This window comes from Clostridium thermobutyricum DSM 4928 (assembly GCF_002050515.1).
Taxonomy (GTDB): domain Bacteria; phylum Bacillota; class Clostridia; order Clostridiales; family Clostridiaceae; genus Clostridium; species Clostridium thermobutyricum.
Genome location: NZ_LTAY01000037.1, coordinates 94,760 through 114,200 on the forward strand (window position 1 = coordinate 94,760; position 19,441 = coordinate 114,200).

20 protein-coding genes are annotated in these 19,441 nt (G+C 27.0%); 1 reads left to right on the forward strand and 19 read right to left on the reverse strand.

Annotation, left to right across the window (positions count from 1 at the left end):
- Positions 1 to 21: 21 nt before the first annotated feature.
- On the reverse strand, positions 22 to 1,020 hold the full coding sequence (locus CLTHE_RS07535) for a hypothetical protein (protein ID WP_080022706.1): 999 nt from the start codon (positions 1,018 to 1,020) through the stop codon (positions 22 to 24).
- Between the two features lie 19 nt (positions 1,021 to 1,039).
- Positions 1,040 to 1,861 (reverse strand): diaminopimelate epimerase, encoded by an 822-nt coding sequence (gene dapF / locus CLTHE_RS07540; RefSeq protein WP_080022707.1) that lies wholly within the window; start codon positions 1,859 to 1,861, stop codon positions 1,040 to 1,042.
- Between the two features lie 89 nt (positions 1,862 to 1,950).
- On the opposite strand from dapF, the gene CLTHE_RS07545 reads away from it, so the two are divergent.
- Positions 1,951 to 3,675 (forward strand): Rqc2 family fibronectin-binding protein, encoded by a 1,725-nt coding sequence (locus tag CLTHE_RS07545; RefSeq protein ID WP_080022708.1) that lies wholly within the window; start codon positions 1,951 to 1,953, stop codon positions 3,673 to 3,675.
- A gap of 56 nt (positions 3,676 to 3,731) precedes the next feature.
- Here the strand turns inward: CLTHE_RS07545 and CLTHE_RS07550 are convergent, their stop codons facing one another.
- The 17 genes from CLTHE_RS07550 to CLTHE_RS07630 form a co-directional block, all read right to left on the reverse strand.
- Entirely contained in the window at positions 3,732 to 4,895 is a 1,164-nt protein-coding gene (locus tag CLTHE_RS07550; RefSeq protein WP_080022709.1) for a THUMP domain-containing class I SAM-dependent RNA methyltransferase, read from the reverse strand.
- A gap of 11 nt (positions 4,896 to 4,906) precedes the next feature.
- Positions 4,907 to 5,446 (reverse strand): bifunctional pyr operon transcriptional regulator/uracil phosphoribosyltransferase PyrR, encoded by a 540-nt coding sequence (gene pyrR, locus CLTHE_RS07555; RefSeq protein WP_080022710.1) that lies wholly within the window; start codon positions 5,444 to 5,446, stop codon positions 4,907 to 4,909.
- 12 nt (positions 5,447 to 5,458) lie between these two features.
- Positions 5,459 to 6,376, reverse strand: a complete 918-nt coding sequence (locus tag CLTHE_RS07560) for an RluA family pseudouridine synthase (RefSeq protein ID WP_080022711.1) — start codon at positions 6,374 to 6,376, stop codon at positions 5,459 to 5,461.
- 116 nt (positions 6,377 to 6,492) lie between these two features.
- A complete protein-coding gene (locus CLTHE_RS07565; protein WP_002597694.1) occupies positions 6,493 to 7,092 on the reverse strand; it encodes a DivIVA domain-containing protein in 600 nt (199 codons plus the stop codon).
- A gap of 19 nt (positions 7,093 to 7,111) precedes the next feature.
- Positions 7,112 to 7,879: a YlmH family RNA-binding protein gene (locus CLTHE_RS07570; protein ID WP_080022712.1), complete on the reverse strand. Its 768-nt coding sequence runs from the start codon at positions 7,877 to 7,879 to the stop codon at positions 7,112 to 7,114.
- A gap of 1 nt (position 7,880) precedes the next feature.
- The gene (locus CLTHE_RS07575; protein WP_002597692.1) at positions 7,881 to 8,147 is read right to left on the reverse strand and encodes a YggT family protein; all 267 of its coding nucleotides are present in this window, start codon (positions 8,145 to 8,147) and stop codon (positions 7,881 to 7,883) included.
- Between the two features lie 10 nt (positions 8,148 to 8,157).
- Positions 8,158 to 8,631 (reverse strand): cell division protein SepF, encoded by a 474-nt coding sequence (locus CLTHE_RS07580; RefSeq protein ID WP_002597691.1) that lies wholly within the window; start codon positions 8,629 to 8,631, stop codon positions 8,158 to 8,160.
- Positions 8,632 to 8,645: 14 nt separating this feature from the next.
- On the reverse strand, positions 8,646 to 9,308 hold the full coding sequence (locus CLTHE_RS07585; protein WP_002597690.1) for a YggS family pyridoxal phosphate-dependent enzyme: 663 nt from the start codon (positions 9,306 to 9,308) through the stop codon (positions 8,646 to 8,648).
- A gap of 78 nt (positions 9,309 to 9,386) precedes the next feature.
- Positions 9,387 to 10,133, reverse strand: coding sequence for a DUF881 domain-containing protein (locus CLTHE_RS07590; RefSeq protein WP_080022713.1), 747 nt, complete (start codon positions 10,131 to 10,133; stop codon positions 9,387 to 9,389).
- 9 nt (positions 10,134 to 10,142) lie between these two features.
- Positions 10,143 to 10,481, reverse strand: coding sequence for a small basic family protein (locus CLTHE_RS07595; RefSeq protein ID WP_002597688.1), 339 nt, complete (start codon positions 10,479 to 10,481; stop codon positions 10,143 to 10,145).
- A gap of 1 nt (position 10,482) precedes the next feature.
- Positions 10,483 to 11,208 carry a DUF881 domain-containing protein gene (locus CLTHE_RS07600; RefSeq protein WP_080022714.1) on the reverse strand — a complete coding sequence of 242 codons (726 nt, stop codon included), beginning with the start codon at positions 11,206 to 11,208 and terminating at the stop codon, positions 10,483 to 10,485.
- Between the two features lie 2 nt (positions 11,209 to 11,210).
- Positions 11,211 to 11,990: a cell division protein FtsQ/DivIB gene (locus CLTHE_RS07605; RefSeq protein ID WP_080022715.1), complete on the reverse strand. Its 780-nt coding sequence runs from the start codon at positions 11,988 to 11,990 to the stop codon at positions 11,211 to 11,213.
- Between the two features lie 146 nt (positions 11,991 to 12,136).
- Positions 12,137 to 13,276, reverse strand: coding sequence for a stage V sporulation protein E (spoVE, locus tag CLTHE_RS07610; protein ID WP_080022716.1), 1,140 nt, complete (start codon positions 13,274 to 13,276; stop codon positions 12,137 to 12,139).
- 25 nt (positions 13,277 to 13,301) lie between these two features.
- Positions 13,302 to 14,273 carry a phospho-N-acetylmuramoyl-pentapeptide-transferase gene (gene mraY, locus CLTHE_RS07615; protein WP_080022717.1) on the reverse strand — a complete coding sequence of 324 codons (972 nt, stop codon included), beginning with the start codon at positions 14,271 to 14,273 and terminating at the stop codon, positions 13,302 to 13,304.
- Between the two features lie 46 nt (positions 14,274 to 14,319).
- Positions 14,320 to 15,672 carry a UDP-N-acetylmuramoyl-tripeptide--D-alanyl-D-alanine ligase gene (locus CLTHE_RS07620; protein ID WP_080022718.1) on the reverse strand — a complete coding sequence of 451 codons (1,353 nt, stop codon included), beginning with the start codon at positions 15,670 to 15,672 and terminating at the stop codon, positions 14,320 to 14,322.
- Between the two features lie 11 nt (positions 15,673 to 15,683).
- Positions 15,684 to 17,135 (reverse strand): UDP-N-acetylmuramoyl-L-alanyl-D-glutamate--2,6-diaminopimelate ligase, encoded by a 1,452-nt coding sequence (locus tag CLTHE_RS07625; RefSeq protein WP_080022719.1) that lies wholly within the window; start codon positions 17,133 to 17,135, stop codon positions 15,684 to 15,686.
- A 109-nt stretch (positions 17,136 to 17,244) separates the two neighbouring features.
- Complete coding sequence (locus CLTHE_RS07630; RefSeq protein WP_080022720.1) at positions 17,245 to 19,422, reverse strand: stage V sporulation protein D; 2,178 nt, start codon at positions 19,420 to 19,422, stop codon at positions 17,245 to 17,247.
- Between the last annotated feature and the right edge of the window lie 19 nt (positions 19,423 to 19,441).

Consider the following 19,441-nt stretch of genomic DNA (forward strand, 5'->3'; position numbering starts at 1 on the left):
AATATCATTTCTGATATTCTTTTAATTTATTTTTATAAAATTATATTTTCCACTATTTTCAGTTAAAAGGTTTATCCCATTATCTTTACTATAGCTATATACATCTAAATTTTTTTCTCCTGTATTTGATCCCATAAATAAAATTTCTCCACTTTTATTTATGCTTAATCCAGATTTCATTTCTATTTTTTCAGGGAAATCATAAACTACTCTATCTAATTCTCCATCACTTAAAATATATAAAGAATTTTTATCATTCTTTGTAGACCCTAAAATATAATAGTTGTTTTCACTTTTCAAAACATCACTTAATAAATCTATATTACTACTTAAAGTCTCTACACTTTTATCTTTTAATTTTAAGCTTTTCAATAATTTCTCATCTTCATTAACTCTTTGTAGAAATATTATTTCATCTTTATAAGATTTAAAAAATTCTAAATATCCACTGTCTATTTTATATATAAGCTCTTCTTTTCCAGTTTCTAAATTATAACTAAAAATTCCATTTTCTTTTTTTTCTGATATCCCATAATATATTAAAGTATTTTCTCCTATAAAATCAAAGAATTTTCCTGATATTGAGACTTTTGAATTTATATTTACCTGTTTATTATCTTCTATATTTAATACTTTTAATGTGTATATATTATCATAAACCATATAACCTAAATATTTTCCATCATCAGATAAATGTAAATTTTCGTAATTATTTTCTTCTAACTTTTTTTCTTTTCCTTTAGAATAAAAGTAATGCCTATTATTCCTTATAAAAATATAATTTCCTGATTTCTTGTTATATTCCACTATAGGATCATCATTTTGCACTTTTTTATAGCCCGTTTCTGTTAAATTTAAATTTGATATACCTGATCCTTTTTCTTCTATTAATGAACCCAATTCTATATCTATAATATTAGTTTTAGGACTTAATGTATCATCTACCTTACCACATGAATATAAAAAAGCTATCAGTATAAAACTAGTTATTAAAAATATCCCCTTCTTTTTTATTCTCATCTTTTATCCCTTTTACAAATTATAATATTTCACCTTCACAAATATATTCTCCTGGGCCTGTCATATAAATTCCCTCTTCTTCTAAATCTATATTAAGCTTACCTCCTGGAAGTGTTACCTCTACATTTTTATAAACATGTCCCAATCTATTTAAAATTGCTACACTTGCACATGCTCCTGTTCCACAAGCTAAAGTTTCTCCTGCTCCACGTTCCCAAGTTCTTACTATTATATGTTCTTTATCTATTATCTTTATAAAGTTAATATTTGAACCTTCTTTAAATATTTCTAATTTTTCTATATTCTTACCAAAATTAGTTTTAAATTTATCTTCATTATCTATTATTACTGTATGTGGTACTCCAACTAAAGCAGTATTTAATAATACTTCATTTCCACAAACATCAACTTTAAAGTTTATTATTTCTTCTAATCCTTCTTTTAATGGAATATCTGAAGCTTTATAAGATTCTTTTCCCATAAACACTCTAACTCCAGTAACTTCTTCACCTTTTAAATTTAATTTTATATCTTTTCTTCCATCACCAGTTTCTACTGAAAATTCCTTTCCTTTTACAAAACCTTTATCATATACATATCTACTAAAACATCTTATTGCATTTCCGCACATATTTGGCTTAGAACCATCACTATTTATAATAGTCATTTGTATATCACAATTTTTTGAACTTCTAACTAATACTAATCCATCTGCTCCTATTCCAAAATGTCTATCACAAACCTTTATTGCAATTTCACTTTCTTTTTCTACTAATTTATTTTCTAAATCTTCTACAAAGATAAAATCATTACCTATTCCATGCATTTTAACAAATTTCATGTTTTATTCCCCTCCGCTTATTTTATTGATAAATCTAATCATCTAATGTTATACTATCCTTAAACAATCTTAGAAAGAAGGAAATATAAATGGCACTAGATGGTATATTTTTAAATAGTTTAATAGATAACTTAAAAGAATATTTAATAAATGGTAAAATTGATAAAATAAATCAGCCTGAAAAAGATGAAATTATATTAACAATTAGAAATAATAGAAAAAACCATAAACTATTAATTTCTGCTTCTCCTAGATTTTCTAGAATGCATCTAACAAACATTCCAAAAGAAAATCCACTTAAAGCCCCATTATTTACTATGGTTTTAAGAAAATACCTTTTAGGAGGTACAATCCTGGATGTAGTCCAAATAAATGGAGATAGATTAATTGAAATTAAAATATCTGCAAATGATGAACTTGGCTTTAACAGTAAATACTCTCTTATTATCGAAATAATGGGTAGACATTCCAATATTTCTCTTGTACGTGAAAGAGATAATAAAGTTATGGAATGTATAAAACACATTACTCCTGATATAAATACTTTTAGAGTTTTATATCCTGGTACAGAATATGTTTATCCACCAAAATCAACTAAATTAAATCCATATAATTTTACTTTAGAGGAATTTAAACCTTTTGTAAATACTTTAGAAGAATTAAACGAAAACTTTTTTTCAAATACTTTCATAGGTATAAGCAAACCCCTATCTAAAGAATTATATTTAGAAAATGAAGAAAATTTATCTTCAATAAATGATGATTCAAAATTATATGATTTATTGAAAAATCTGTTCCAAAATTTAAAGGAAAATGTTTCATTTAATATATTTATAGATGAGAATGGTAATTTTAAAGATTTTCATTGCTTTAAATTTAAAAAAGAATTTAGCAATTTTATAACTTATGATTCTCCATCTGAATTAATAGAAGATTATTTCTTTAAAAAAGATAAACAAGATAGACTTCATAACAAATCAAATGATCTTCAAAGATTTTTAAATACTAATATTGATAGATGTAAAAAGAAAGATAAGATTTTAAATAAAACTATTGAAGATTGTGCTCAAAAAGAAAAATTTAAAGTTTATGGTGATTTATTAACTTCCTATATATATTCTATAAAAGAAGGAGAAAAATCAATAACCCTTCAAAATTTTTATAGCGTAAATTTAGAAAATATTACTATACCTTTAAATGAAAATAAATCTGCTTCACAAAATGTTCAGCTATATTATAAAAAATACAATAAAATGAAAAAAGCTGAAGAAGAAGCTTTTATTCAACTTGAGAAAAATGAGCATGAATTAGAATATTTAAATTCAGTTTTAACAAACCTTTTAAATATAGAGGATTATGGAGAAATTGATGAAATAAAAGAGGAACTTATGGAGACAGGTTATTTGAAATTTAAAAAACTAAAAAAATCAAATCATAAAAAATCAAAACCTCTTCACTTTGTTTCTTCTGACGGCATAGATATTTATGTTGGAAAAAATAATATACAAAATGATTATTTAAGTTTAAAATTTGCTAAAAAGAATTACTTATGGCTTCATACTAAAGATATTCCAGGTTCTCATGTTATTGTCTGTACTGATGAATTAATAGATAATACTATTGAAGAAGCATCTGTTATTGCAGCTTATTATAGCAAAGCTAAATTTTCTTCAAAAGTTCCTGTAGATTATACTTTTGTTAAAAATCTTAAAAAACCTGCTAATGGAAAGCCAGGAATGGTAATTTATCATACTAACTGGACTCTTTATACAGAGCCAAAAGATTTTCCTAACTTAAATATTAAACAGCTATAATAAATAAAAAAAACGGATTTTTTAAATCCGTTTTTTTATCATTAATCGTTAATTTCTTATCCAATTAAACACTGAACTACTGTATCACCAGCATTTTTTATTTTATCATTATCAAAATATTGATAATAATAACATTTTAATTTACCGTTATAAAGTTTTCTATTTTTTGTTTCTTTTATTCCAAAAGCTTTACCAAAGTTCTCAAAAGAAGTAAGGATATTAAATTCCCAAGTATCATATTGCTTTTTATACTTACCAAATATTTTATTTAACATTTCAACTTCTTTATAATCACTCAATCTTTCTCCATATGGAGGATTTGTAATTATAAATCCATATTTATGTTTGTTTGAAAAAGCTTTAAAATCTCTTTCTTGGAATTTAACCCATTTATCAACTCCAGCTTTTACAGCATTGTTTTTAGCAGTTCTTAAAACTCTTTTATCTATATCATAACCTATAATATCTAAATCATAATCTTTTATAGCATTTCTAGCTCCTTCTCTAACTTGATCAAATATTTCTTTATCCATAGTTGGCCAAGTTTCGCATACAAAGCTTCTATTAAGCCCAGGTGCTATGTTTTGCATTATCATACACGCTTCTATTAATATAGTTCCTGAACCACAAAAAGGATCTATTAGTGTATAATCTTTTTTCCATCTTGAAAGTAAAACCATAGATGCTGCAAGTGTTTCTTTTAATGGAGCTGCTCCTGAATTTTCTCTATATCCTCTTTTATGAAGTCCTGGTCCTGTAGTATCTATAGTAAGAGTTACTTTATCTTTTAAAATAGCAACCTCTATTTTATATACTGGTCCATCTTCTGGAAAAGTATTTATTCCATATGCCTCACTCATACTAGTTACAATTGCTTTTTTAACAATAGATTGGCAATCTGGAACACTGTGAAGAGTAGATTTTATTGATTTACCAGTTACGTGCATAACACCATTTTTCGGAATAATACTACTCCAATTTACTTTTTTTGTACCTTGGAATAATTCCTCAAAGCTTCTAGCTTCAAATTCTGCCATATTTATAAGTACTCTATCAGCAGTTCTTAAATGAGTATTTGCAATGGCAATATCCATCTCATCACCTTCAAAAAATACTTTTCCATTTTCAGATTTAAGATTTTCATATCCTAAAGCTTTAAGCTCTTTTGCAGTTATTCCTTCTATTCCAAACGTAGTTGTTGCAATTAATTTATAATCCATTTATGTTCTCCCTATTCTTTTTCGTATATTTTAACTGAGTCTTCCCCATCTATTTCTTCTATTTTAACACCAATTACCTCATCTTTAGATGTAGGTATATTTTTACCAACATAATCTGCTCTTATAGGAAGCTCTTTATGTCCTCTATCTATAAGAACTGCTAGTTGTATTCCATTAGGTCTTCCTACATCAATAATTGCATCAATTGCTGCTCTAACAGTTCTACATGTATATAAAACATCATCAACAATAATTACTTTTTTATTTTTTATGTTAACTCCTAAGTCAGTTCCCTTAAAGTTAGGAGTATCACTATCTAACGTTAAATCATCTCTATAAAGTGTAATATCAACATATCCAACTTCTATTTTTACACCTTCTATTTGCTCTATCTGCTTTGATATTCTTTTTGCAAGAGGATATCCTCTTCTTTTTATCCCAACTAATACTAAATCATCTACTCCTTTATTTCTTTCAATGATTTCATGAGATATTCTAATTAAACTTCTTTTTATTGCTTTATCATCTAAAAGATTTGCTTTTAATTTCAAGTATAACTCCTCCTAAATACAATCTTTTCTTAAATTTTCTAATAATTTTTTATAATTTTCTGGTAGTTCTGAAGAAAACTCCATATATTCTCCTGTTCTAGGATGAATAAATCCAAGAACTTTTGCATGAAGCATTTGTCCATCATCTTTAAACTTCTGTTTTTTAAATCCATATAAAGGATCTCCAACTAAAGGATATCCAATAGATGACATATGTACTCTTATCTGATGAGTTCTTCCTGTTTCCAATACACATTTAACAAGAGTAGAATTTTTAAATCTTTCTATAACACTATAATGAGTTACAGCTCTCTTTCCATCCGCTGTTATTGCTATCTTTAATCTATCTCTTTTACTTCTTGCAAGAGGTTTATCTATAGTTCCACTATCTTTTTTAAGTCTTCCTTCCACAAGTGCATAATATTCTCTTTTCATGCTATGATCCTTAAGTTGCTCTGAAAGTTTAACATGAGCTTCATCATTTTTTGCAACTACTAAAACTCCTGTAGTATCCTTATCTATTCTATGAACTATACCAGGTCTTATTACCCCATTTATACTAGATAAATCTTTACAATGGTAAAGAAGTGCATTTACAAGAGTTCCTTCATAATTTCCTGGTGCAGGATGAACAACCATACCTTTAGGTTTATTTACAACAATTACATCAGAATCTTCATATAATATATCTATTGGAATATTTTCTTTTTTTACTTCTAATTCTACTGGCTCTTTTATAGTTGTTTTTATAACATCATTTAATTTTAGTTTATAATTACTCTTAACCTTTTTATTATTTACAAGAACATACCCTTCTTCTATCATTCCTTGTATATAAGATCTAGATTTACCTTCCATAATATCTGTTATAAATTTATCTATTCTAATTCCTTTACTTTCTTCATTTATCTCAAAAATTTTTTCTTCCATTTATATACTCCTACAATTTATTACTTCTCAATTATAATATAATAAATAATTTATCTCAATAATATAATAAAAAAGGTTGATATTACTTATATTTTGTAATATCAACCTTTTAATAATTATTCTACATCGCTTGCAAAAAAGCTCTTTATTTCATCTAAATCATCAGCTTGTACATCTTCTACAACTTCATCAACAACTTCTTCATTATATCCAATTTCTTTTGGCATGAATTCATCAATTGGAGTTGCAATTGAATAATTTTTATTTAAATCTCTTTCTAAATCATCAAATGTCTCTAGCTGTGTATTCATAAAGTTTCTAAATTTAACTCTAAATTTAATAAACTCTTGTTTTATTCTATCAAATTCATCATTTATTTGAATCACATCATTGTGTGCCTTATCAACTATTTTTTGTGCAGTTTCATTAGCATTTTTAACTACAAGTTCAGCTTCTTTTTGTGAACTTTCTTTAGCTTGATCTGCTGCATTTTGAGCTAATAAAAGTGTATTTTGTATTGTGCTTTCTATTTTAGCATAATGATCTATTTGCTCATTTAAAACTGTTATCTTTTCTTTTAATTTTGAATTTTCTTTATATAATTCCTCGTAATTTTCAATAACCTCATCTAAGAATTCATCAACTTCATCTGAATTATATCCTCTTAACCCTTTTTTAAACTCTTTATTGTTTATATCCATTGGAGTTAATTTCATAATAATAATACCACCTTTTCTATGTATATTTTTTTATAATAACTTTTAATTTACCACTTTTACTATTCCCAACTATACTTCCTAGAATATACTTACCATATTTTCTTACAGTTATCCTATCGTTTTCTTTAACTTCTTTACTTTTATCTCTATATACAGAATAATTGATAAGCACATCACCTCTAGAAATAATCTCTTCTGCTGTACTTCTAGATTTTCTCGTTATCTTAGAAACAATTGAGTCTAATCTTTTTGATTGAACATTTATTACTTCTTCTATAAATTCATATCTTATATCTACTTCATCTGCTTCTAAAATATCTATATCACAACTGACATTAGAAATTCTATTTAAATTTGAAGCTATATATTCTGCTATATCTGAAAAAGCAGCAACATAGCAAATATCATCTTTTACGATAAGATCTCCTAATTTATTTCTCTTTATCCCTAATGACATAATACTTCCTAAGTAATCTTTATGAGAAAGATTTTTAAATTTAGACTTATTTTTTATTTTTACAACCTTAATTGGATATTCAATTTGGTATAAATTATTAAAACTAATAATTTTTCTTTCTGCCTCATTGAATACCCCATAAGATTCTATTTTAAAGTCCTTTATTTTTATATTATCTCTAAATATAGTCCAAATATTTGGTGTATAAAATTCATTTGAAAATAAAGTTATATCTTTCTCTAAAGCTAAATTAAATTTATCGTAAAGATTTATAATTTCATTTTTATCTTCTTCCTTAAAATTTTTAAAAAAATCTTCTTTATTCATGCTAAAACAACAACCTTATAATTAAATTTTTTATAATATCTAAAGCTATTATAGCAAGAAGTGGAGAGAAGTCAATTTGGCTATATCCTAATATTTTAAAAAGTAGACTTCTAAAAGGTGCTAAAATTGGATTTACAATTGCTGATACAAACTCCCTTATCGAACCTAAGTTTACATTTCGTATAAATGAAAATATTACATCTGCTAATATAAACAATTCTAAAATATTAAATAAAGCATCTATAAATGTCAGTACTAATCTTGACATATATTTTCACCTACTTGCTCCAATTAAATAAAGCTTTTGATGATAACTCACTTTTTAATTCATTAGTAACTTCTACATTTGAAGGTGAAAGAATATAAACACCTTTATCAATTTCTTGGAAATCTCCTTTTAATGCATATGATGCTCCACTTATAAAATCTAGAAGTCTTCTTGCTGTTTTATTTTCAAGATTTGCTGTATTTATAACAACTATTCTTCTGTTACTTAAAGCATCACAAATTTCCATTGATTCTTCATATGAAGTTGGTTTTGTTATTAATACTTTTGCAGATGCATTATTGTGGATATTTACAACCTTATTATTTCTTCCACCACCAATTATAACAGGCCCACTTTCTTCTTCATAATCATCACTGTGTGCTAATTCATCATCATCGAATCTATCGTCATCGAAATCATCGATATCTTCATCTTCATCTCCAAATCCTAAAAAGTTTTTCATTTTTGAAACCATATTTGCCATATTTTCATTTCCTCCTATTTACTATAATCTCTTTCTCCAAATATCCCTGTACCAACACGTATTGTGTTTGCACCTTCTTCTATAGCTATTTTATAATCATGAGTCATTCCCATTGAAAGAGTTTCCATTACTATATTTTTAAATTTTTTAGTTTTTAAATCATCAAATATTTCTTTAGTTTTTCTAAAATACATTCTATTTGATTCTTCATCACCTTTAGGAATAATAACCATTATTCCTTTAACTTTTACAAAATTACATTTTTCAACTTCTAATATAAGTTCTTCTAAATCTTCTTCAAGAATCCCACTTTTAGATTCTTCTCTTCCTATGTTAATTTGAATTAAAACATTAGCTATTTCATTTGATTCTCCAAATTTTTTCTCAATCATTTGTAATAACTTAACACTTGATAAAGAATGAATAAGAGCAGTTTTTCCAACTATATATTTTACCTTATTAGTTTGAAGTTTTCCAATTAAGTGCCAATTAACATCTTTATGGAAATTTTCTTCTTTGTAAACTAACTCTTGAACCTTATTTTCAGCAAAATCTCTTTCACCTATTTCATAAGCTTCTTCCATCTCTTCTAAACTACGAGTTTTAGATACAACTAAAAGCTTAACATTATCGCCTATTTCTTCTTTTATTTTTTTAATATTTTCTTTAATACTCATAATAAGCCTCCATTGTTTGACCCTAAATTATATATTCTCTAAAAATCTCTAAAACCCTTTATTTACATCAAAATTTTATTATTTTTTATCTTTATTTTCTACAGTTTCTTTCATGTATTCAGATTTTACTTCATTTGAAGCTGCTGGCATTTTTATATTATCCATTTTTTCTATTTCTATCGATAATTCTCTTAACTGAAGTTGTCTTATATGACTCTCTTCTGAAAGAATAGCAGCCTCCATTTCTTCTGGATTTCCAATGGCATAAATATAAAAAGGAGCATATTCAGTATGTTCATCTTGAAATATTATAAATGGTCCATTACAAGAAAGTCCAGTAGTTGGCGTTAATCTATAGTTATTTATCATTATTGCTTCTGCGCCAGCTTTTTTTAATTCATTTATCACTAATTGTACATCTCTATCATGAAATATCTTATTTGCTATTTCTACACTATTATTATCTTTATTATAAATATCTCCATCATTTATTTTCAAAAGAATTCCTGGTCCTTCAACTGGTACTGAACCTGTAAGCATTCCATAATATTCTGTCTGCTCTTTCATAAGTTTTATAACTTCTTTAGTATTACTACTATTACTATTTTTATAAGATTCTATTAACTCTGTATTTTTCTTATTTGCTTTTTCTAAACTAGAAATTTTTTTATATAAGTCATTTCTCTCTATAGCAGCATCATTATACTCTCTAAAATCCAATGAAAAATATTTTTTTATTCCATTAAAATTAGAATTAGAAGAAATAAGTATTCCTAGAAATATCGACAAGAAAAATATTATAAATTTCTTACTATAACTTCTCATTAATCTCACCTATTTAGACTTTATACGTTCTAGTATAAGCCTTCTAATTATAGCAAAATTATCAAATATTCTTCCTCCAAAAACAATAACAGCTGCTATATATATAGGAATTCCTAATTTATCACCTAAATATGCTAATCCGGCTGCTAATAAAGCATTACCAAAAAACCCTGAAATAAAAATATCAACCTTAAAATTTTTTGACATATTTGCTCGTATTGCACCAAAAACAGAATCTAAACATGCAAGTATTGCCACTGACATATACGGAGAAAATCTTTCTGGCACATTTATATCAAAAATAAATCCTAAAATTACCCCTATTAAAATTCCTATAGTTGGAATCATTTTATTCCCCCTCCTTAACTGGTTTTAAATACTCAGTTTTTAAACTTTGAGTAGTTTTTTCTATAATTATATTGTCTTTTTCTTCAATATCACAATTGTAATTTTGAAGTGATCCATAATCTAGACCTCCTGGAAAATTCAAAGCAACCTTTAATCTTGCTTTGTCCCCAATTGCTTTTATAATTATTTTTTGCTCTGGGCTAACTTGTCCAGATGTTCCTATCCAAATATAATTTTTAGAATTTTTTATACCAGTTTGTGGTGTTATTCTATGTCCATTAATGGAAATAGCTTCTGCTCTTGCAAACTTTAATAAATTAACTATATGAACTAATTCATCCTCTGTAACTAGACTACTACCACCACTTTCTGAGTTTGACCCAAAAAGAGAAGTTTTAGGAGTTATTGTTATTTCAATTCCAGGCCCTTCTACATCTAAAAGTCCTAAAATCATCCTAGAATTATTTAACCTATTTTTTATTTCTCCACCTATATTTCCTTCTTTTGTTGCTGCATCTTCTAATTCTTTAACCTTCTCTGTTAAGCCTTTATTTGTCTTTTCCAATTCATCTTTTTGCTTTTTCAAAGCATCTACTTGATGTAAAATATCATTTTTATCATAATCAGTATCGCTTTTTTTTGTTAAAGCTTTAAATTGATACGTAAGTAAAAAACCTAGTAATACACAAACAATTCCTATGGAAATCTGTGACGTTACTTTTTTCATAATTATTTACTCTCCCCCCTATTTATAATTGGAGATCCATCAAAGCTTAAATCAATATATCCTTTTTCCATTTTTAATTCTTTATTTTCTAATATATTTAAAGCAGTATTTACCTTACTTATAAAATCTGTTCCATCTCCAACCCTTATTTCTACCTGTCCTATCCATATTGTTATTCTAGACAAATTAGAGAAATCTACTCTATTTATCTTATGTTTTGTTTTATTTACTTTTTTTATTTCATATATATTTTTACATATGTTATCTACTATTTTATCTTCAGCATCTATAAGCTTATCCCCTATTTTTATTTTATCTAATTTAATACCTGTTATTTCAACAAGGTTTTTTATATCAGAGTTTAAATTACCATTATTATTTTTCTCTAGTATCCTTAGATTACTACTTAAAATATAAGCATTTTTTCCTTTTCCTATATAAAAAGCTACATCACTTTCTTCTACATCTAATATAAGTTTATTAGGTAATTTTCTACTAATATTTACACTTTTAACATAAGGATTTTCATTTAGACTACTTATAACATCTTTTGATTTTAAAAATAGTATATTTTCGCCAATAAAATTCTTTCCTTTTTCTTTTAAACTTTCCTCTAAAGTTAGATTTTCACCTTTTACATAAACTTCTTTAATATTAAAAAAGTCAGACTTAGTTAAAAAAAGTAATATTCCAATCAAAAGAAAAGAAAGTATAAAAAGTCCTTTTAGAAAAGCTTTTCCTTTCCTTTTTCTTATTCTCCCCACACTTTTAATTTTTCTCATAAACCATAATTCCCCTAGTATATTTTTTTATTTATACTAATATAATATCATTTTTCCATATTTTTTTCACTATCATATCTTAATAATCTCTTAATAAAGTTCATTAAAAAAGGAAAACTTAGTTTAAACTAAGTTTTCCTTAAAATTTATCTTTCAATTTTCACTTGTTTTTGCCTAGATATATTCAATAGAATTCCCATAGCTGCCAAGTTTATTACCAGAGATGAACCTCCATAACTTATAAATGGTAAAGGAACTCCAGTAACTGGCATTGAACCTGTTACAACTGCTATATTAATAAGACATTGAACTCCTATTATAGAAGTTATTCCAACAGCTATTAAAGATCCATAGCTATCTTTAGCTTCCATAGCTATCTTTATTCCACGCCATATAAATGCAATAAACAGAGTAATTATAACTAAACATCCTATAAGCCCTAATTCTTCTCCTATTATTGAAAATATGAAATCATTATGTGGCTCTGGCATATACATAGTTTTTTGTCTTGATTGACCAAGTCCAAGTCCAGTTATTCCACCTGAACCTAGTGCATATAAAGATTGTATAAGCTGATATCCATTTCCAGCTGGATCTTTCCATGGATCTACAAAATTAGTAAGTCTTGCGTATCTGTATGGCGAACTAAATGTAAAACCTACTGCTGCTAAAACCAAAAGTGGTGCTATTTTTCCAAACATATCCTTAAATCTTGCACCAGCTATAAATATCATAGCAAATGAAACCATCATTGTTACAGATGCTATACTTAGATTTTTTTGGCTTAATATTATCCCTGCAATTATACCTGCATATGCTAAACAAGGAATTACTCCTTTTGTTAAGCTTTTTATATTTTTTCCTAGCTTTGTTAACTTATAAGCTAAGAATAAAACAACAGTATATTTGGCAAGCTCTGAAGGCTGAAAAGACATTCCTCCAGGCAACTTTATCCACCTTTGAGCTCCTTTAGTAGCTGGGAAAAGAAAAACTGCACATAAAAGAATTGCTGTTACAATATATAGCCCATACATAAGTCTCTTGTTTCTATAATTATGATAATCAATTCTCATTGTAATAATCATTGCTATTATTCCAAGTACTGCCCACATAGCTTGTTTTTTAAAAAATACAGTACTATCATTTGATTCAAACATAGAAAAATATGAGCTTGCTGAATATACCATTACAACTCCTATTGACAAAAGAGTTGCTATTATTGCAAATAACCATATATCTATTTGACCATTTTTACCCTTTTTTATATCGAGTTTTTTACCTCTCATATCAAAACTCCTCCACTATTTTTTTCTAAAGTGAAACATACCCTATAATACAAAGTGCTATTGTTATTAATGAAAAAACTCTAACTACCTTTACTTCACTCCATCCTAATTGTTCAAAGTGATGATGTACAGGTGCCATTTTAAATACTCTTTTACCTCTTGTTTTAAATGAAATAACTTGGATTATAACTGAAGCAGCTTCAAATACATAAATTCCGCCAACTATAACTACTATTATTGGCATTTTTAAAAGTAATGCTATACTTCCTATAGCTCCTCCAAGAGCAAGAGATCCTGTATCTCCCATAAATATTTTTGCTTTAAATCTGTTATATTTTAAGAAACCTAATAAGGCTCCAATTAACCCTATACAAAATACTGCTATATCTTCTTTCCCTTCTTTAACAGAAACAATAGTAAAGAATATAAGAACTATTATTGTCACACTTGTAGCAAGACCATCTAGCCCATCTGTTAAATTTACTGCATTTGTTGTTGCTGCATAATAAATTATAACTAATGGGATATAGATAATTCCTAAACTTAGATGTATATCAGTAAATGGCACTGATATAGTTGAACCTATATTAGCATATGCATAATAAGCCATTGCTACTGAGAAAAGTAATAATAAAATCATTTTTTGCCATGCTCTTAATCCTAAATTATTTTTATGAATTATCTTAAGCATATCATCAAGTAATCCTATAAATCCAAATGCAATCATTGAATAAAGAATAATCATTCCTTCTGATGAAATACTATATCTCATTGATATCATAACTACGATAATAGCTATAATAAAAATTATTCCTCCCATTGTTGGTGTTCCTGCTTTTTTTAGATGGCTTTGAGGTCCATCTTCCCTTATATTTTGTCCAAACTTAAACTTGTGTAATAATGGTATAAATATTGGACCTAATATTAATGCTACAACTAATCCTACTATTAATGCAAACAGCATCGTCGGGTTAATTAAATTTGAAAAATCCCCCATAATTTTCTTGCTACTAGAATCCTAGTAGCTCACCTCCTTCGTTTAATTAGATATTTTTTAATTCTCTAACTATCTCTTCGTATTTTTCGCCTCTTGAAGCTTTAACTAAAATATTATCACCTTTTTGTATAACATTTTTTAGATCCTCTATAAGACTCACTTTAGTATTATATAATTTTATGCTTTCTTTTTCAAAGCCTTCTTTGAAATCTTCTCTAAAATCTCCAGTAACTATTAATAAATCTGCAATATCTTTTGCATAAGCTCCTACTTCTTTATGTGCTTTTTTAGCTTCTGCACCTAATTGAAGCATAGTTCCTAATATAGCTACTTTTCTTCCTTCTTTCATTTTTAAAACATCTAAACCTGATTTCATTGAATCTGGACTTGCATTATAACAGTCATTTATAATATTTACACTTTTACCATCTATAAATTCTAATCTCATAGAAGTAGCTTCTAAATTTTCAAGTCCTTTTATCATTTCTTCAATACTTAATCCTAATTTAAACCCTGCTTCTATTCCAAGAAGTGCATTTAAAACATTGTGCTTTCCTACCATATCTAATGATATTCTAGCTTTTTGTCCTTTATAATTTAAAGTAAATTCTGTTTTTTCTAAAGTTGCATTTATATCAGTTGCGAAACATTCATATTCTGAATTATATCCAACTTTTACTACTTCATACTCATTTGAAGAAATATTTGTTAATTTATCATCTTCTCCATTAACTATAATGATATTTTCTTTTGAAAAATAATCTGTTATTTCCATTTTTGCCTTTAATATATTATCTCTTGTTTTTAAAATTTCAATATGAGAAATTCCTATATTAGTCATAAGAGCAATATCAGGTCTAGCACATTTAACTAAATTGTGAATCTCACCAAAATCACTCATTCCCATCTCAAGTACTGCTATATCATAGCTACTATCTAATTGTAATATCATAAGTGGAAGTCCTATTTCATTATTAAAATTTCCTTTTGTTTTAAATACTTTGTATTTTCCACTTAAAAATGCAGTAGTTAAATCTTTAGTGCTAGTTTTACCTGTTGATCCAGTTATTCCAACTACTTTTATCCCTAATTTATTTCTATATCCATGTGCAATATCTAAAAGTGCTTTTTTAGTATCTTCTACTTTTATAATTACTTTATCTTTATATTTTTCTAAATCAAAAAGAACTTCATCAACTATACAAACTTCAGCTCCTAATTCAAAAGCTTTGCTAGCATATTCATTTCCATTAAAATTAGCTCCTTTTAAAGCTAAAAAAACATTTCCTTTTTCTATCTTTCTTGTATCTGTTGATAGTACATTTATTTTTGCATCTATTGTTTCTGTTAGAAATTCTCCTTTAGAATATTCTTTTAATTCTTTTACTGTAAGTTCCATTTTAAACACCTCTAGTTTTTCTTTAATATTTCTTCTATAACTTCTCTTTCATCAAAATGTATTTTTCCTGTTTTAAGTATTTGATAAGTTTCATGTCCTTTACCAGCTATTAAAATAACATCATCTTTTTTAGCTATCTCTAAAGCTTTTTTAATTGCTTCACGTCTATTAGTTATTTTTATATACTCTCCTTCTTTAACCCCTTTAATTATATCTTCAATTATAGATTCTTCATCTTCAGTTCTTGGATTATCTGATGTTATTATTGCTATATCTGATAATCTTGTACCTATATCACCCATTTCTGGTCTTTTTAATTTATCTCTATCTCCACCACAACCAAATACTGATATAAGTCTTCCTTTTGTAAACTCTCTACAAGTTTCAAGTATGTTTAAAAGGCCATCTGGAGTATGAGCATAATCAATTAAAATTTCATAAGGAAGATTCATATTTTTCATAACTCTTTCACATCTTCCTGGAACTGATACATCTTTTAATCCTTCTTTTATCTCTCTTAATTTTAAACCAGCATTTTTACATGCTAAAATAGCCCCTAGTGCATTATATATATTATAGTTTCCTGGTATAGGAAGTAACATTTCTTCTTTTTCTCCATCTAAATCTACAGTAAATTTAGTATCCATACCATGTTCTACTATATCTTTAGCTATAATATTACCTTCTTTAAGAGAATATGTTTTATAATTTTTTATGTCTAAAGCTTCTAAATCTTCAACTACTCTTTTTCCCCAATCTGTATCTATATTTATTATAGATTGTTCACTTCTTGGAAATAGCTTAAATTTTGCTTTATAATAATTTTCAAAAGTCTTATGAAAATCTAAATGATCTCTTGTTAAATTTGTAAATAATCCACTTTGAAATCTAATTCCATAAACTCTATCTAACTCTAAAGAATGTGATGATATTTCCATAACACAAAACTCAACATTTTCTTTAACCATTTTTGAAAATAATTCATGTAATTCTAATGATTCTGGTGTAGTTCTTTCTGTGTCTAATTTTTTATCTCCAATATAATTAGCAATTGTTCCTATAAGTCCAACTTTTTTTCCTGCATTTTCTAATATACTTTTTATCATAAATGCAGTTGTTGTTTTACCATTAGTTCCTGTAACACCTATTATCTTTAGTTTATCTTTTGGATTTTCATAAAAGTTTGATCCAATTACTGCTAAAGCTTTTCTACTATCTTCAACTTTTATTAATGTAATATCATCATTACAATCAACTATTTCTTCACAAACTATATATTTAGCTCCATTTTCTATTGCCTTAGATGCAAATTTATGACCATCGCTTGTAAATCCTTTTATACATACAAAAAGATCCCCTTGTAAAACCTTTCTACTATCATAGTTTACATTTTTTACTTCCCCGTCATTTTTCCCTTTTATTATCTCATAGTGTAAGCCTTCTAAAAGCTTCTTTAGTTCCACTAAAATCAACTCCTCTTAAAATTTTATGCATCTAAGATTGATAAGATTACATATTTATTATTAAAAATAGCATGTAAGAATTTCCTACATGCTATAATAAACTACTTTATTAAGAATTTAAAGTTAAATCCACGGTGGTTCCTTTATTAATTAACTCACCACTTGGTATACTTTGCTTTGAAACTGTTCCTTCACCTTTAAAATTATAACTTATTCCAAGCTTGCTTAGGATTTCACTTGCTGATTCTTTTGTATATCCAACTACATTAGGCATAACAACAGCATTTTTCTTTGTGTTATTTTCTTCTGTATAGATATTTATTTTAGTACCTTCCTTTACAGCATATCCTGGATATGGACTAACTCCTACTACAGTGTCTCCATTTCCTTCTATATTATAATCTATTTTTTCTTTTTTTAATATAGTTTTTGCTTCCTCTAAACTTTTTTCTCTAATTTCAGGAATTATAACATCCTTTATTATAGCAGAATTATTTTCTTTAGAAAAACTATTTTCCATATAATTAAAAATATCCGTAAATAATCCTTTTGCAACTGGACTTGTAACTACTCCAGCATAATATTGTCCATTACTTGGTTCATCTATTGTTATCATAACTGTTACTTTTGGATTGTCAACTGGTGCCATTCCTATAAAAGATGATATATATTTTTGAGGGGCATATTTTCCATCTATAACTTTTTGCGCTGTTCCTGTTTTTCCTGCAATTGTATATCCTTCTACTGCGGCATTTTTAGCTGAACCATAAAGTACAACTCTTTCCATATGTTTTCTTAATTCAGTTGTAACTGCTTCACTGATTATTTGTTTTGTTTTAGGTTTAAATGTATCAACATTTACAACAACACCTTCTGAACTTTCTCTATTTATTTCTTTCATTACATGTGGTTGTATAAGTTTCCCTCCATTTGCAACTGCATTTATAGCAGTTAAGAATTGAATAGGATTTACTGTATTTGTTTGTCCAAAAGATATAGTTGCTAAATCAGTTTCTGACATATTCTTTGGATGCTTAACTATTCCTTTTGCTTCTCCAGGTAAATCTACTCCACTTACTTGTCCTAGTCCAAATTTTTTAATATATTCATATAACTTTTCTTTTCCTATTCTTTTTCCAAGTTCCATAAATCCTACATTACATGAATTTTGAATTATTTCTGGGAATGTTAAAGTACCATGACCACCTGTTTTCCAACATTTTATAGCTCTATTACCATATTTCAAGCTTCCATTGCAAACAAAAGTATCTGTTTCTTTAACTAACCCTTCTTCCATTGCAGCTGCAGATGTAATTACTTTAAAAATTGATCCTGGTTCAAAAGTATCATTAACAACTTTATTTCTCCACATTTTTTGAACTTTTTCAAATTCAGTTGAACCTGAAAAATTTTCTGCACCTTTAAACGGTTCATTTGGATCAAAATCATCTTTATTTGTAAGCGCTAAAATTTCACCTGTATTTGGATCCATAACAGTTACTGATACTGATTTTGCTTTATTATCAGCAAGAGCTTTTTCTGCTGCTTTTTCTGCAAAAAATTGTATGTTTTCATCTATAGTTAATGTTACATCACTTCCATTAACTGGAGGTGTAAATTTTGATATAGTATAAGGTAAATCACTTCCTGTTGCATCCATTTCTGAAATTTTCATTCCTGGAACTCCTGAAAGTTCTTCATTATATTGAAGTTCTATACCTGTAAGTCCTTGTCCATCAATATTAGTTGAACCTAACACATGAGCTGCAAAATTATTATTTGGATAATATCTTTTAGTATCTGGTGAAACTATAACACCGTTTATATTTAATGCCCTTACTTTATCTGCTGGTTCTTTTTCTATACGCCTTATAAGAGTTGCAGAACCTGCATTTTTACCACTTGGTAATTTTGTATTAAGCTTTTTTAATACATCTTTATTTTCCATTCCTACAGCTTCAGATATTTTTTCTGATATTGCTTCTAAAGTTGTATCTTTACTTTCAATATACTTTCTTATTGAATTCAAATCAAAATCTACTCTATATACATTTGCTGAAACTGCAAGTTCTCTTCCATTTCTGTCTAATATTCTACCTCTTCTAGCATCTATTTTTACTTCACTTGTCCATTGCTCTTCAGCTCCTGCTGAAAGTTTTTCATGTTGAATTACCATTATATATGCAAGTCGAAAAGATAAAAAGGCAAAAATTAAAGTCAATACAATTAAAAATAAACGCATTCTCTTATATGTTAATGCCCTATCAACAAATTTTCTTTTTTTCAAACCCAATTCCCCCGTTTAA